General features: G+C 67.5%; 10 protein-coding genes. 7 read left to right on the forward strand and 3 right to left on the reverse strand.

All coding sequences use genetic code 11. From position 1 onward, the window contains the following. Position 1: 1 nt before the first annotated feature. The 5 genes from FQS62_RS07280 to dapE are packed head-to-tail and all read left to right on the forward strand — an operon-like array spanning position 2 to position 6,104. Positions 2 to 2,629 carry a [protein-PII] uridylyltransferase gene (locus FQS62_RS07280; protein ID WP_049447777.1) on the forward strand — a complete coding sequence of 876 codons (2,628 nt, stop codon included), beginning with the start codon at positions 2 to 4 and terminating at the stop codon, positions 2,627 to 2,629. Beyond that, positions 2,629 to 3,708, forward strand: coding sequence for a 2,3,4,5-tetrahydropyridine-2,6-dicarboxylate N-succinyltransferase (dapD, locus tag FQS62_RS07285; protein WP_049447778.1), 1,080 nt, complete (start codon positions 2,629 to 2,631; stop codon positions 3,706 to 3,708). Before FQS62_RS07280 ends, dapD begins: the two co-directional genes overlap by 1 nt. Before the next feature lie 2 nt (positions 3,709 to 3,710). Next, the gene (locus tag FQS62_RS07290) at positions 3,711 to 4,577 is read left to right on the forward strand and encodes a hypothetical protein (RefSeq protein WP_049447779.1); all 867 of its coding nucleotides are present in this window, start codon (positions 3,711 to 3,713) and stop codon (positions 4,575 to 4,577) included. Between the two features lie 31 nt (positions 4,578 to 4,608). Then, entirely contained in the window at positions 4,609 to 4,980 is a 372-nt protein-coding gene (locus FQS62_RS07295) for a Spx/MgsR family RNA polymerase-binding regulatory protein (protein ID WP_180839123.1), read from the forward strand. Beyond that, complete coding sequence (dapE, locus tag FQS62_RS07300) at positions 4,977 to 6,104, forward strand: succinyl-diaminopimelate desuccinylase (RefSeq protein WP_154348737.1); 1,128 nt, start codon at positions 4,977 to 4,979, stop codon at positions 6,102 to 6,104. The genes FQS62_RS07295 and dapE overlap by 4 nt, the downstream gene beginning before the upstream one ends. A gap of 122 nt (positions 6,105 to 6,226) precedes the next feature. Here dapE and FQS62_RS07305 read toward each other — a convergent pair whose 3' ends face one another. Then, on the reverse strand, positions 6,227 to 7,105 hold the full coding sequence (locus tag FQS62_RS07305) for a tetratricopeptide repeat protein (RefSeq protein WP_208043895.1): 879 nt from the start codon (positions 7,103 to 7,105) through the stop codon (positions 6,227 to 6,229). Positions 7,106 to 7,443: 338 nt separating this feature from the next. Here FQS62_RS07305 and asnB point away from each other — a divergent pair, with 338 nt between their 5' ends. Continuing rightward, positions 7,444 to 9,135 (forward strand): asparagine synthase B, encoded by a 1,692-nt coding sequence (gene asnB, locus FQS62_RS07310; protein ID WP_049447781.1) that lies wholly within the window; start codon positions 7,444 to 7,446, stop codon positions 9,133 to 9,135. Between the two features lie 73 nt (positions 9,136 to 9,208). On the opposite strand, the gene FQS62_RS07315 is transcribed toward asnB, so the two are convergent. Continuing rightward, positions 9,209 to 11,536 carry a penicillin acylase family protein gene (locus FQS62_RS07315; RefSeq protein WP_208043894.1) on the reverse strand — a complete coding sequence of 776 codons (2,328 nt, stop codon included), beginning with the start codon at positions 11,534 to 11,536 and terminating at the stop codon, positions 9,209 to 9,211. Between the two features lie 123 nt (positions 11,537 to 11,659). Between FQS62_RS07315 and bfr the strand changes: the two genes are divergently transcribed. Beyond that, positions 11,660 to 12,148, forward strand: coding sequence for a bacterioferritin (bfr, locus tag FQS62_RS07320; RefSeq protein WP_005415872.1), 489 nt, complete (start codon positions 11,660 to 11,662; stop codon positions 12,146 to 12,148). A 301-nt stretch (positions 12,149 to 12,449) separates the two neighbouring features. Here the strand turns inward: bfr and parC are convergent, their stop codons facing one another. After that, positions 12,450 to 14,693, reverse strand: a complete 2,244-nt coding sequence (gene parC, locus FQS62_RS07325) for a DNA topoisomerase IV subunit A (RefSeq protein WP_049447783.1) — start codon at positions 14,691 to 14,693, stop codon at positions 12,450 to 12,452. Positions 14,694 to 14,735 lie beyond the last annotated feature (42 nt).

Consider the following 14,735-nt stretch of genomic DNA (forward strand, 5'->3'; position numbering starts at 1 on the left):
GATGCTGCCGGCGAGTTCGCTGCTGGACACGCCGGCCGCGTCGCTCAACGACCCGGACTGGGCTGCTGCCGCGCGCCAGGCGCTGCAGCAGGCCGACGCGCGCCTGTACCGCCGCTTCGACCAGGGCGACAACATCGAGCGCCTGCTGGCGCTGCGCGCGCGTGCCGCCGACCATCTGATCCGCCTGGCGTGGCAGCGTTGCCTGCCGGCCGATAGTGGGCTGTCGTTGTTCGCGGTGGGTGGCTACGGTCGTGGTGAACTGTTCCCGCGATCGGACATCGACCTGCTGGTGTTCGGCGATCCGCCGGCACAGTTGGCGCACGAATCCGCCCTGGCACGCCTGTTTGCACTGCTGTGGGACTGCGGGCTGGCGGTCAGCCATGCGGTGCGTTCGGCGCCGCAGTGCCGCGAGGCGGCGGCGGACCAGACCGTGCTGACCGCGTTAATCGAGGCGCGCCCGATCCTGGCCGATGATGTGGCGCGTCGCGCGCTGCGCGAGGCCATCGACGATCGGGAACTGTGGCCGGCACGCGCGTTCTTCCTGGCCAAGCTGGAAGAGCTGCGTAACCGCCACCAGCGTTTCGGCGACACCGCCGACAACCTGGAGCCTGACCTGAAGGATGGCCCGGGTGGCCTGCGCGATCTGAACACGCTGGGCTGGATGGCACTGCGTGCCTTCGGCGTGCGTGACCTGGAGGCGCTGGTCGGGCTCGGCCATCTGGGCGCCGACGAAGCGGCAGCACTGAAGCGCGAACGTGCGGTGCTGGCGCGGCTGCGCTTCGGCCTGCATCTGGTCGCGCGCCGCCCGGAAGAGCGCCTGCGTTTCGATTACCAGAAGACCCTGGCCGCGCGCCTGGGCTTCGAAGACGATGCCGAGAACCTCGGTGTCGAGAAGATGATGCAGGGCTTCTACCGCGCCGCGCTGGTGGTGCGCCGGATCAGCGACCGCCTGCTGCAGCGCTTCGAGGAGCAGTTCGACGGCGAGGCGCAGCCCGAGCCGTTGACCGTGGGCTTCTCCCTGCGCCGTGGCTACCTGGCCGCCAACGAGGCCGACTGGCCGCGCGGTGATATCGGCCAGGTGTTCGCGCTGTTTGCCAGCTGGGCCAACAATCCGCAGGTGCGTGGACTGCATTCGCTGACCGCGCGCGCGCTGGCTGAAGCGCTACCGCTGCTGCCGGCCTACGACCAGGCCGATGCCGATGCGCGCGAACAGTTCCTGGCGCTGCTGCGCGGCCAGCGGCCTGTCGATACGCTCTCGCGCATGGCGCGGCTGGGCGTGCTTGGCCAGTGGATTCCCGCCTTCGCCCAGGTCAGCGGGCGCATGCAGTTCGACCTGTTCCATGTCTACACCGTCGACCAGCACACGCTGATGGTCCTGCGCAACATCGGCCTGTTTGCCAGCAGCCGTGCCGACGAGCGCTTCTCGATCGCGCACGAAGTGTGGCCGCGCCTGCGCAAGCCGGAACTGCTGCTGCTGGCCGGCCTGTTCCATGACATCGCCAAGGGCCGTGGTGGCGACCACTCGGAACTGGGGGCGGTGGACGCACGTGCGTTCTGCCATGCGCATGCGCTGAGTGGCACCGATACCGAGCTGGTGGCATGGCTGGTCGAACAGCACCTGCGCATGTCGGTGACCGCGCAGAAGCAGGACATCGCCGACCCGGAGGTGATCCATCGCTTCGCCACCCTGGTCGGCAGCCGTGACCGCCTCGACTATCTGTACCTGCTGACCTGCGCCGACATCGCCGGCACCAGCCCCAAGCTGTGGAATGCATGGAAGGACCGCCTGCTGGCCGACCTGTACTTCGCCACCCGGCGCGCGTTGCGCGAGGGGCTGGAGCACCCGGTGCCGGCGGCCGAGCGCGTGGCCGAGGCGCGCGACAGCGTGCGCGCGCTGGTGCGCGAACGGGGTTACGACGATGCCACCATCGACCGCCAGTTCGCGGTGATGCCGGATGAGGGCTTCATCCGCCTGCGCCCTGAGCAGCTGGCCTGGCAGGCCGCCGCGCTGGTGCCGGTGAAGCAGGGCCAGGCGCTGGTGAAGGTTCGCCGGATCAGCGTCGATGATCCGGCGCTGGAAGTGTTCGTGCATTCGCCGGACCGCGACGGCCTGTTCGCCGCGATCGTGATGACGCTGGACCGCAAGGGCTACGGCATCCACCGCGCACGCGTGCTGGATGGTCCGGCCGATACCATCTTCGATACCTTCGAAGTGAACCCGGCCGATACCTTCGCCGATGGCAGCAGTGCCAACCTGGAAGCGGCGCTGCGCGAGGCACTCAGCGGTGACCTGTCGCGCCTGCGGCCGTCACGCCGGGTGGTGCCACGGCAGCTGCGGCACTTCCGCTTCGCCCCGCGCATCGAGTTCCGCGATGAGCCCGGCGCAACCCGTTTTGCCCTGGTCGCCCCCGACCGCCCCGGTCTGCTGGCCGATGTGGCGTTCGTTCTGCGCAACCAGGGCCTGCGCGTGCATGATGCGCGCATTGCCACGTTCGGCGAACGCGCCGAAGACACCTTCGTGATCAGTGACGAACACGACCTCCCCCTGACTGAACCTGCCCGGCAGCAGCTGCATGACGCGATGCTGGCCTGCCTGGACCCTGATCGAAACGCCGGAGACCCCGCCTGATGGCCACCAAGCCCGCCAAGAAGACCGCCGCGACCCCCAAGAGCGCAGCGGCCCGGAAACCTGCTGCCGCCACACCGGCCGCGAAGAAGACCACCGCGCCGAAGAAGGCTGCTGCGGTGAAGGCCCCGGCGAAGAAAACGGCTGCGGTGAAGCGTGCTGTGAAGAAGCCGGCGCCGGCCAGGAGCGCCGAAGCCGTCCGCGCCGAAACCATCGCCCGCAAGTCGCTGCGCAAGCCGTCGGCCCCAGGCGTGGAAGAACTGAAGTTCGGCATCGAGAGTGCCTTCGAGCGCCGCGCCACCTTGACCCTGCATGAGCTGGAAGGCTCGACCAAGCCGCTGGTCAACCGCGTGATCGACGGCCTGGAAAGCGGCGAGTTCCGCGTCGCCGAGCCGGACGGCCAGGGTGGCTGGAAGGTCAACGAGTGGCTGAAGAAAGCCGTGCTGCTGTATTTCCGCGTCAACGACATGGCCGTGGTCGACGCCCGCCCGGCGCCGTTCTGGGACAAGGTCGAATCGCGCTTCGCCGGCTATGACGAGGCGAAGTTCCGCCGTAGCGGCGTTCGCGTGGTACCCGGCGCGATCGCCCGCCGCGGTACCTACTTCGGCAAGGACGTGGTGCTGATGCCGAGCTTCACCAACATCGGCGCCTACGTCGGCGAAGGCACCATGGTCGATACCTGGGCCACCGTCGGTTCCTGTGCGCAGATCGGTCAGCACTGCCACCTGTCTGGTGGCGCTGGCATTGGTGGCGTGCTGGAGCCGCTGCAGGCCAGCCCGACCATCATCGAGGACCACTGCTTCATCGGTGCGCGTTCGGAAGTGGTGGAAGGCGTGGTGGTCGGTCACCACAGCGTGATCGGCATGGGCGTGTTCCTCAGCCAGAGCACCCGCATCTACAACCGTGCCACCGGCGAGATCACCTACGGCTACATCCCGCCGTACAGCGTGGTGGTGTCCGGCTCGCTGCCGAGCAAGGACGGTACCCATTCGCTGTACTGCGCGGTGATCGTCAAGCAGGTTGATGCCAGGACCCGCAGCAAGACCAGCGTCAACGACCTGCTGCGCGGCCTGGCCGACTGAAGGTGACTGCGCCGGAGGACCTGGCGCAGTCCGCGATCTACCAGCATCCGTCGGACACCCTGTTCGGGCGGATGCTGCCGCGCCTGCTGCACGCCCCGCGCTGGACCTGGCTGCGCCGCGCACTGTCGCGGCGCTGGCCGATGCCGGCGCTGGCCAGTGATGTGCGCGACGTGGTCTACGTGAGCTGGTGGGTCGACGTGCGCCACGCACCAACGCCTCCGTCGGGTCATCATTACGTGGTCCATGCCGGATGTACGCCTTACACCATCCTCAGTTACCGCCACGGCCACTTCGGGCCGGCGCTGGCCGGGCCACTGCGTTCCTTGATGCCGTCCCCAAGGCAGAGCAACTGGCGCTGGTACCTGCGCCGTGATGACGATCCGGACGGGACACCGGTGGTGTTGTTCGACCGCAACGTGATGGACCAGCTGGCCTTCGTCGCCGGCGCGCGTGCTTTCAGCGATGCCATGCAGCCACACCTGTCCGGGCGCTTCGAGCACGTGGTGCGCGCCGATGGCGGTGGGTACACCCTGATCGAAGGCGGGCAGGGCAGTGCGCCTGGGCTGCACCTGAAGTGGCAGGCCGCAGCGGGCTGGGAGGACGCGGCGTGGACGGCTGCCTTCGGTGGCCATCAGGCCCTGCTGCGCTTCCTGACCTGCCAGGACGAGGCCATCGCCCGCACCTGTGATCGCCGCTGGGCCAGCACCCGTATCGCGCTGCCGGTGGAGATCGACCGCCTGCAGCCGTTGCAGCTGGAAGACGAACTGCAGTGCCCGCGCCTGCAGGCGATGGGCGTGGCGTTGCACGAGGGGCTGGCCTTCCGGCTGCCACGGGTCCCGTTCCGGGTCGTGTCCGAGCGCCTGTTGTGAGATTCTGACCCTCTGTTTTCCAGCATCACAGATGGCCATGAGCACCACTGTCTACGGTTTGAAGAACTGCGATACCTGCAAGAAGGCGACCAAGTGGCTGGACCGCTTCGGCATGCCGTACACCTTCGTCGACTACCGCGACAACAAGCCCAGCCCGGAAACACTGGTGGCGTGGGCTGAGCAGCTGGGTGGCCTGGCCGCGATCGTCAACAAGTCCTCGACCACCTGGCGGCAGCTGCCGGACAACCGCAAGGCCGCTGATTCCGAAGCCGAATGGAAGCTGCTGCTGCGCGAGTACCCGCAACTGATCAAGCGTCCGCTGGTGGTCACTGCCGATGGCACGGTCAGCCAGGGTTTCAGTGACAACGGCTTCAAGGCCCGCTTCGGTGTGGGTGACGCATGAGCGCGGTCCTCGACCTGACCTGCGAACTGATCGCACGGCCCTCGGTGACCCCCGATGATGCTGGCTGCCAGGCACTGTTGGCGGCACGCCTGAAGCAGGCCGGGTTCCAGTGCGATCACCTTCGCCTGGGCGACGTCGACAACCTGTGGGCGACCCACGGCCAAGGCGCACCGGTGTTGGTACTGCTGGGCCATACCGACGTGGTGCCGACGGGTCCGCGCGAGGCTTGGACCGGCGACCCGTTCACGCCGCAGATCCGCGATGGGGTGCTGTATGGCCGTGGCGCCGCCGACATGAAGGGCAGCGTGGCCGCGTTCGTGGTCGCCGCCGAGCAGTTCGTCGCCGCGCATCCCGATCACCCCGGTACGCTGGCGGTGCTGCTGACCAGCGACGAGGAAGGCGACGCCATTGATGGCGTGCGCCACGTCGCGCGCCTGTTCGCCGAGCGCGGCCAGCGCATCGACTGGTGCATCACCGGCGAGCCGTCATCGACCGCGATCCTGGGCGACCTGCTGCGCGTGGGGCGTCGTGGCAGCCTGTCGGCCAAGCTGCGCGTGCAGGGCGTGCAGGGCCACGTGGCGTATCCGGAGAAAGCGCGCAATCCCATCCACCAGGCCGCTCCGGCCCTGGCTGAACTGAGCGCGCGGCGCTGGGACGAGGGCTATGAAAGCTTCCCGCCGACCAGCCTGCAGGTCTCCAACATCCACGCCGGCACCGGCGCCAACAATGTCATTCCCGGCGAGCTGGAGGTGGATTTCAACATCCGCTACAACCCGCACTGGGACGCGCCGAAGCTGGAGGCGGAGATCACCGCACTGCTGGACCGGCACGGCCTGCAGTACGCGCTGAAGTGGCATCGCAGCGGCGAGCCGTTCTACACCCCGGAAGGCACACTGCGCGCCACCGCGCGTGCGGTGCTGGCCGAGCACATCGGCCGTGCCCCGGAAGAAAGCACCGGCGGCGGCACGTCCGATGCCCGCTTCATCGCGCCGCTGGGTGCGCAGTGCATCGAAGTGGGGCCGGTCAACGCCAGCATCCACCAGGTGGACGAGAACGTGCGCGTGGACGATCTGGAAGCGTTGCCGGGTCTGTACCAGCGTCTGGTGGAACGGCTGCTGGCGTAACCTGCGACGGCGGGTGCCGACCGTTGGTCGGCACGCCTTTCGCCGGCACCGCTTTCCTGTAGAGCCGAGCCATGCTCGGCTGATGTCTACCGGCAGGAGCAGCCGAGCATGGCCCGGCTCCACTATTCCGAAAAAAGGAAGAACGGCGGCTCGACCGCCTTCTTCCAGTAACCCGGCGCGGCCATGTAGAAGTGCTGCGCATCGGCCTTGGCAAACCAGCGTGCCGCCGCCTCGGTGTCCTTCTCCACCCCTGGCGCACTGCGGCCCAGCAGCAGCCCGGCGAAGTACTGGCCGAACACATTGCCCTTCTCACCGGCGCGCTGGTACAGCTGCAGCGCACGCGCCGGATCGCGCGGCAGTCCCATGCCTTTCTCAAGCAGCGCGCCCAGGTCCACCTGCGCTTCGGCATCGCCACGCTCGGCGCGACGCTGGATCTGCGCAAGCAGCGGATGCACGGTGTCACCCTGTGCGGCCACCGCATCCGGTAGCCGTGACGATGAACTGGGGTAGCGCTCGTAGATCATTCCGCGCAGGTCCCAGCGCAGCGCCTGTTGCGCGTCGCCACGCTGACGATAGGCCTTGGCGAGCCCGAAGAACGCGTAGGGATTGCCATGGTTGGCAGCTGCCAGATAGGCGCGTTCGCCACGTCGCCAGGATGCGTGCAGCACCGGTGCCGGGTTGATGTGGGGGCCGTCGGCATGGCGCAGCGTGCCGGAGATCCAGATCCGGCCCAGTGCTTCTTCCGCCTTGGTGTTGTGGAAGGTCCAGGGGGTGATCGCTGCGGCACGCTCGTAGTAGGCGATGGCGCGTGGATCGTTGAAGCGCTCGAAGGTTTCCGCGGCATCAAAGGCACCTTCGAAGCTGCCGTCGGTTCCGCGTTGTTCCAATGCCTGCTGCTGGGATTGCGGCAGCGTAGAAGGCGGGGGGAGGGTCTGGCAGGCCGCCAGGCCCAGGCAGAGCAGGGCGGCCAGTGCCCCGGTGCGTCCATTGCGCTGTTGCATTCCTGTTACACGGTTCAGGGCGCGCCATTATGCGCTCCAGGCGTGGTTGCTAACGCAACTGTTGCACCGCGCCGGAAACCGGGGTAGGGTCGATGCCATGTCGATCCACCTGGCCACCGCCGTCAATAACAACAACCGCAATAATCTGCGCGCGAATAATCGTGCGCGGCCGATGCGGGACTGCGCCCTGGGTAGATAGACAGCAACACACGCCCGGACACCAGAAAACCCGCATCAGCCGATGCGGGTTTTTTTGTGCCCGGGCGCAGCCCCACCCGGGCCAGGATGGCCGGTCGAACACCTTCCCACCCGTGAAATTCCCCAACAGGAGCTCCCCCATGTGTTCGATCTTCGGAATCTTCGGCCTGCAGGCCGGTGACGATCTTCCGGCCCTGCGCCGCCATGCGCTGGAACTGTCGCAGCGCCAGCGCCATCGTGGTCCGGACTGGAGCGGCGTGTACCTCGACGAAGGTGCGCTGCTGGTCCACGAGCGGCTGGCCATCGTCGACCCGGCCGGTGGGTCGCAGCCGCTGCTGTCGGCCGATGGCCAGCTGGCGCTGGCAGTGAACGGCGAGATCTACAACCATCAGGCATTGAAGGCGGCGCTGACCACCGCCTATGACTTCCAGACCGGCTCGGACTGCGAGGTGATCAACGCGCTGTACCGCCAAGGCGGCTCGCCGGCGCAGTGGCTGGAACAGCTCAACGGCATCTTCGCCTTCGCGTTGTGGGACCGTGAGAGTGGACGCGTGCTGGTGGCGCGCGACCCGGTCGGTGTGGTGCCGCTGTACTGGGGCCACGATGCCCAGGGGCGCCTGCGCGTAGCCTCGGAAATGAAAGCACTGGTCGATACCTGTGCCGACGTCGCGCAGTTCCCGCCGGGCCACTACTTCGACAGTGCCGGCGGTGAGCTGGTGCGCTACTACCAGCAACCGTGGCGCGACTATGCCGACGTACAAGGCCGCCAGGCCGATCTGGTCGAGCTGCGCCAGGCATTCGAGCACGCGGTGGAACGCCAGCTGATGAGCGATGTGCCGTACGGCGTGCTGCTGTCCGGTGGCCTCGATTCATCGCTGGTGGCGGCAGTTGCCGCACGCTACGCGCGTCGCCGCATCGAGGATGGTGGGCAGACCGAAGCCTGGTGGCCGCGCCTGCACTCGTTCGCGATCGGCCTGAAGGGCTCGCCCGATCTGGCGGCCGCGGCGATCGCTGCCGAGGCACTCGGCACCGTGCATCACGGCTTCGAATACACCTTCGAGGAAGGCCTCGACGCGTTGCCAGAAGTGATCCGCCACATCGAGACCTACGACGTCACCACCATCCGCGCATCGACGCCGATGTTCCTGCTGGCAAGGCGGATCAAGGCCATGGGGGTGAAGATGGTGCTGTCCGGCGAGGGCAGCGACGAGATCTTCGGTGGCTACCTGTACTTCCACAAGGCGCCGGACGCGCGTGAATTCCACGACGAGCTGGTGCGCAAGCTCGACGCGCTGCACAACTACGACTGCCTGCGTGCCAACAAGTCGATGATGGCCTGGGGCGTGGAGCCGCGCGTACCGTTCCTGGACCGTGAGTTCCTCGATGTGGCGATGCGCTTCGATGCCGCGCACAAGATGGTCGGCGCCGGCTTTGGTGGCCGCCGCATCGAGAAGGCGGTGCTGCGCGAGGCGTTCGATGGCTACCTGCCGGACAGCATCCTGTGGCGGCAGAAGGAGCAGTTCAGCGACGGCGTCGGCTATGGCTGGATCGACGGGCTGAAGGCGCACGCCGAGGCGCAGGTCAGTGATCGCGTGCTGGCCGCCGCCGACAAGCGCTTCCCGCACAACCCGCCGCAGACCAAGGAGGCGTACTACTACCGCCATCTGTTCGAGCAGTTCTTCCCGAGCCGCGCGGCGGCCGAGACCGTACCGGGCGGCAAGTCGATCGCGTGTTCGTCGCCAGCGGCCATTGCCTGGGATGCCAGCTTTGCTGCGGCTGCAGATCCTTCTGGCCGCGCGATTGCCGGCGTGCACGAACAGGCGCTGGCCTAGCGCCGGCCGCTGGCCGGCAATAGCAGGGGGCAGGTTCCTTTTCTACCTTGGAAAGGGGATCTGCCCCCGATCGTCAACGTGCAGGCACCAGCGTCATCGAGTGCTGCGCCGTGCCGGGCAGGAACGGCGTCGGCCGCCCATGCACCCAGTCCTCGTGGCCGGCGCCCCAGTATGGCGAGAGCGGATGCCCGCTCTGGCCACCGGGCATATGCACGATGCCGTCGGCCTCGTGGCCGGGTGAAACCACCATGCGCTCGGAGGCCCCGAAGTTGGGGGTCTGCACGCGCGGCATGTCGCGGTCGCCGGGCAGGCGGTCGGCGGGCATGCACAGCCAGCGCTTGGCGATGTCGGGCAACGCTCGGGCGATGGGATGGCAGATCGCCGCAGTATTGCGTTCGCCCCAGCTGCGCTTGGCCAGAGGGCCCTGCTTGGACAGCTCGCTCTCGGTACGGCGGGCGGCATCGATCAGCAACGCGTCCCAGCTATCGAAGGCGGGCGGCAGCAGATTGGCCGGACGCTCTTGCAGCATGGGCCAGGCCACGCCTTCCAGCTGCGCCAGACGTGGGTCCAGATAGTCATCGCCCAGTGCCGCGTTGGCCGGTGCCAGCAGCGCATCGGACAACGTCGCCATCACCTGCGTGCGGAATTCACGCACCACCCGGTAGCTGACCGAACTGGCCGAAGCGCGGCCGCCCCATTGATGGCTGACCGCCTTCAAACGCTTCAGCGCAGGGTCGTCACTACGTTCGATGACGTCGTGCAGCAGCGCCCACCAGCGCTGCAGGAACACTGCACGATCATCGAGCTGGATCGCCAGCAGGTCGTGCTCGTCGAAGCGCTCCTGGATTGCCAGCAGGTCGCGGATCTGCCGCGCCCGGGCACCAAGGTCATAGCCGCCATTGCCAACGCTGGCCAGTGCTTCGCCGTCGAGGACGCGACCGTTGGCGGTCCACAGGCGATGGTTGGGGGGATCGATCAGTGCCGGCGAGGCATCGCTGCGGATCGGCCACGGCGCGCAATCCTGGTTGCTGGCCGCAGTGAAGCCGGCCGGTGCACAGCCGGGGCCTCGGTCGGGGCGGGCGCCGATCAGGCGCCAGGCGATGCGCCCGCTGCGGTCGCCGAGCACCAGGTTCTGTGCGGGAATGCCAGCACGGTCGGCGAAGTGCAGTGCACCGTCGAGGTCACCGGCGCGGGCCAGGTCACCGAAGTCCAGGCGCACCGCGCCGGGCAGGTGTGCGACCCAGCGCAGCGCATCGCCGCTGCCATCAGCATGGGTATGCAGGATCGGCCCCCAGTCGGTTTCGCGCACCGGCAACAGCACGTCGGCCTGGCCGGCCACGGCGATGCGCTCTTCATGCACCGTGACTGCGGCGTTGGCCGGTTCAGCGCGGTAATCGGCGGTGTCGATGTAACTGTTGGTGAAGCCCCAGGCCACGTGCCCGTTGCTGCCGACGATCACCGCCGGAAGGCCGGGCAGCGAGAAGCCGGTGACGTCAACCTGGCCTCCGGCCGCCTGCGGGTCCGGATAGCGCAGGCGCACGCGGAACCACAGGCCCGGCGCGCGCAGGCCGAGATGCATGTCGTCGGCGACGATCGCGCGACCGTCGGCGGTGAGCGCGCCGGCCACGGCGAAGTTGTTGCTGCCGATGACATCGGCCTCTTCCTGCTCGGTGCTCGGTTTCGCCTTCAATGTGCGCAGATCCAGCTGGCTGGCATCGGGCAGGGCGGCGTTGCCGGTCGGTTCGCCGAACAGTGGCGCATCCCATTCGGTGCCGTCGTGGGCGATCAGCGCGTACAGCGCCGGCGGCACCACCGCGCGGATGCGGCTGAGCGCAAGCTCGGTCTGGTTGTTCGGGTCCTGCAGGTCGGCGTACATGGCCAGACCGGTCAGCACGCTGTCGCTGGCCTGCCAGGGCTGCGGCGATTGCCGCAGCAGCAGGTACGCCCAGGGCCGTACGGAAAGGCCGGACAGCCCTTCGTTGACACCGTCGACATAGGCACGCACGGCCGCGCCGTTGTCGCCCAACGCGGCCTGCAGATTCGCCTCGGTGCGTGCGCGCAGGCGATGCACGCGCATGCGTTTGTCGGCGTCGATGGCCTTGGGTCCGAACAGCGCTGACAGCTCACCGGCGGCACTGCGGCGCATCAGATCCATCTCGAAATAGCGTTCCTGCGCATGCACGCGGCCGAGTGCGCGCATCGCGTCGGCCTGGCTGCCGGCAGTGATGGTGACCACGCCCAGCGCATCGCGCTCGATGGTGACCGGCTTGGCCAGCCCCGGCAGCGCATGCTCGCCGTCCAGGTCGGCCAGGCTGCCGCGCAGCAGCAGCCACAGGACCAGTGCGGTGACCAGCACGATGGCGATCAACACGCCCAGCACCCAACGCCATGTACGTCGCATCGCACGTCCTTTCCGAACTCGTGGGCCGATTGTAGCCGCAGGCGCAACTGCGACTGATTCCGATTAGATCACCGTATTTTGAAATGCGGCACCCTATGTCACATCGATTCACAGGAGCCCCCCATGAAAGGCAACCCGGACGTCATCGCCTGCCTGAAGGAACTGCTGCGCGGCGAGCTTGCTGCCCGTGACCAGTACTTCATCCATTCCCGCCGCTACGAGGACCAGGGCCTGTTCGCGCTGTACGAACGCCTGAACCACGAGATGGAAGAGGAAACCCAGCACGCCGATGCGCTGCTGCGCCGGATCCTGTTCCTGGGCGGCGATCCGGACATGCGCCCGCATGCCACTGAGCCGGGCAAGACCGTGGAAGAGATGCTGCAGAAGGATCTCGACACTGAATACGCGGTTCGGAACAATCTCGCCGCCGGCATGAAGCTGTGCGAAGAGAAGGGCGACTACGTGAGCCGCGACATCCTACTGGCGCAGCTGAAGGACACCGAGGAAGACCACGCCTGGTGGCTGGAGCAGCAGCTGGGCCTGATCAAGCGCATCGGCCTGGAGCTGTACCAGCTGAGCAAGATCGACGGCAGCGGCGCCCCGGCGCACTGAGCCGGCACCCCGATCCGGTAGGGCCGACTGTTAGTCGGCCGCTCTCCAAACGGCAGCCGACTAACAGTCGGCTCTACCAGAGGCAGAAGCAGCCGACTAACAGTCGGCTCTACCAGACGAAGCACAGCGTTCTGTCGCCCGCCAGCACCGGAGCACCGCCAGCCAGCCTACGCCAGCCAGCCGTTCCGCCGCCCGCCAGCCGACAACAAAAAAGCCGGGGAATGCCCCGGCTTTTTCGTGCCTGATCTCCGGCAAGGCGTGTCAACAAAGGTTGACACCCGCAGGGGCAGGGCCCCAGCCCTTACTCCACCGACAACCCTTCCACCTTCTGCCAGCCGCGCGGCAGCAGGTGGCCGCGGGTGGCGCGGGCGCCGAGGTAAGCGTCGAGCTCGTTGAACTTCAGGCCCATGATGCGCTGGCCGCTGCGTACCTGCAGGGTCTGCCCCGGGCTGATCGCCACGATGGCGACCACGCGTTCGGTGGCGAGCTTGGCCTTCGGGATCTCGATGATCTTGTTGCCCTTGCCCTTGTCCAGTTCCGGCAGGTCGTTGGCGGCGATCGCCAGCAGGTTGCCGGAACTGGTCACCGCCACGATGCGGTCGGTGGCGACGTTGGCCACCACCGACGGGGTCAGCACCGTGGAGCCGGCCGACAGGTTCAGCATCGCCTTGCCGGCCTTGTTGCGGCCGATCAGGTTCTCGAAGCGGGTGACGAAGCCGTAGCCGTGGGTGGAAGCCAGCACGAAGCGGGTGTCCGGCTCGGCGCTGGCCAGGGTCACGAAGCTGGTGCCCGCTGCCGGCGAGAAGCGGCCGGTCAGCGGTTCGCCGTTGCCACGCGCGGAGGGCAGGGTGTGCACCGGCGTCGAGTAGGCGCGACCCTCGCTGTCGAGGAACGCGACCTGCTGCGTGCTGCGCGCACGCACCGCGCCCTGCAGGGCGTCACCATCACGGTAGGACAGGGCGGATGCATCGACGTCGTGGCCCTTGGCGGCACGGATCCAGCCCTTCTCCGACAGCACCACGGTCATCGGCTCGCTCGGTACCAGCTCGGTCTCGTCGATGGCCTGCGCGGCCTGGCGCTGCACCAGCGGCGAACGGCGCGCGTCGCCGAACTTCTTGGCATCTGCGGTCAGTTCGTCGCGGATCAGCTTCTTCAGCTTGGCCTTGCTGTCGAGGATGCCAAGGATCTTCTCGCGCTCCTTGGCCAGCTCGTCCTGCTCGCCGCGGATCTTCATCTCTTCCAGGCGCGCCAGCTGCTTCAGCTTGGTTTCCAGGATGTACTCGGCCTGGTCGTCGGACAGGCCGAAGCGCGCGATCAGCGCTGCCTTCGGTTCGTCCTCGGTACGGATGATGTGGATCACCTCGTCCAGGTTGAGGAAGGCCACCAGCAGGCCTTCCAACAGGTGCAGGCGGCGCTCGACCTTCTGCAGGCGGTGCTGCAGGCGGCGGGTGACGGTGTTGCTGCGGAAGGTCAGCCATTCGCTGAGCAGCATCTTCAGGTTCTTCACCTGCGGACGGCCGTCCAGCCCGATCACGTTGAGGTTGACGCGGTAGCTGCGCTCCATGTCCGTGGTGGCGAACAGGTGGCCCATCAGCTGCTCGGCATCGACACGGTTGGAGCGCGGTACCAGTACCACGCGCACCGGGTTGGCGTGGTCGGACTCATCGCGGATGTCTTCCAACCACGGCAGCTTCTTGGCGCGCATCTGTGCGGCGATCTGCTCGATCACCTTCGACGGCGACACCTGGAACGGCAGCGCGGTGACCACGATGTTGTTGGCTTCCTTGGCGAACGTCGCACGCGCACGCACGCTGCCGTTGCCGGTCTCGTACATCGTGCGCAGGTCGTTGGCCGCGGTGATGATCTCGGCGCTGGATGGATAGTCCGGGCCCTGCACGTGCTCGCACAGGTCGCGCACGCTGGCCTCGGGGTTGTCCAGCAGGTGCAGCAGCGCGCTGACGATCTCGTTGAGATTGTGCGGCGGCACGTCGGTGGCCATGCCCACGGCGATGCCGGTGGTGCCGTTGAGCAGCAGATGCGGCAGGCGTGCCGGCATCCAGGTCGGTTCCTGCAGGGTGCCGTCGAAGTTCGGTGCCCAGTCGGTGGTGCCCTGGCCCAGTTCGCCCAGCAGCACTTCGGCGATCGGGGTCAGCTTGGATTCGGTGTAACGCATCGCCGCGAACGACTTCGGGTCGTCGCTGGAGCCGAAGTTGCCCTGGCCCTCGATCAGCGGGTAGCGGTACGAGAACGGCTGGGCCATCAGCACCAGCGCCTCGTAGCACGCGCTGTCGCCGTGCGGGTGGTACTTACCGATGACGTCACCGACGGTACGCGCGGACTTCTTCGGCTTGGACGCGGCATTCAGGCCCAGCTCGCTCATCGAATAGATGATGCGGCGCTGCACCGGCTTCAGGCCGTCGCCGATGAACGGCAGGGCGCGGTCAAGGACCACGTACATCGAGTAGTCGAGGTAGGCGCGTTCGGCGTACTCGCGCAGCGGCAGTTGTTCGAATCCGTGGAACACGGGGCGGGCAAGTTCGGTCATGCGGCGTTGTTACCTGTTGTCGGGAGGCGGCGACGGCGGTCG

This window comes from Stenotrophomonas sp. SBJS02, from assembly GCF_020428325.2.
GTDB lineage: Bacteria > Pseudomonadota > Gammaproteobacteria > Xanthomonadales > Xanthomonadaceae > Stenotrophomonas > Stenotrophomonas africana.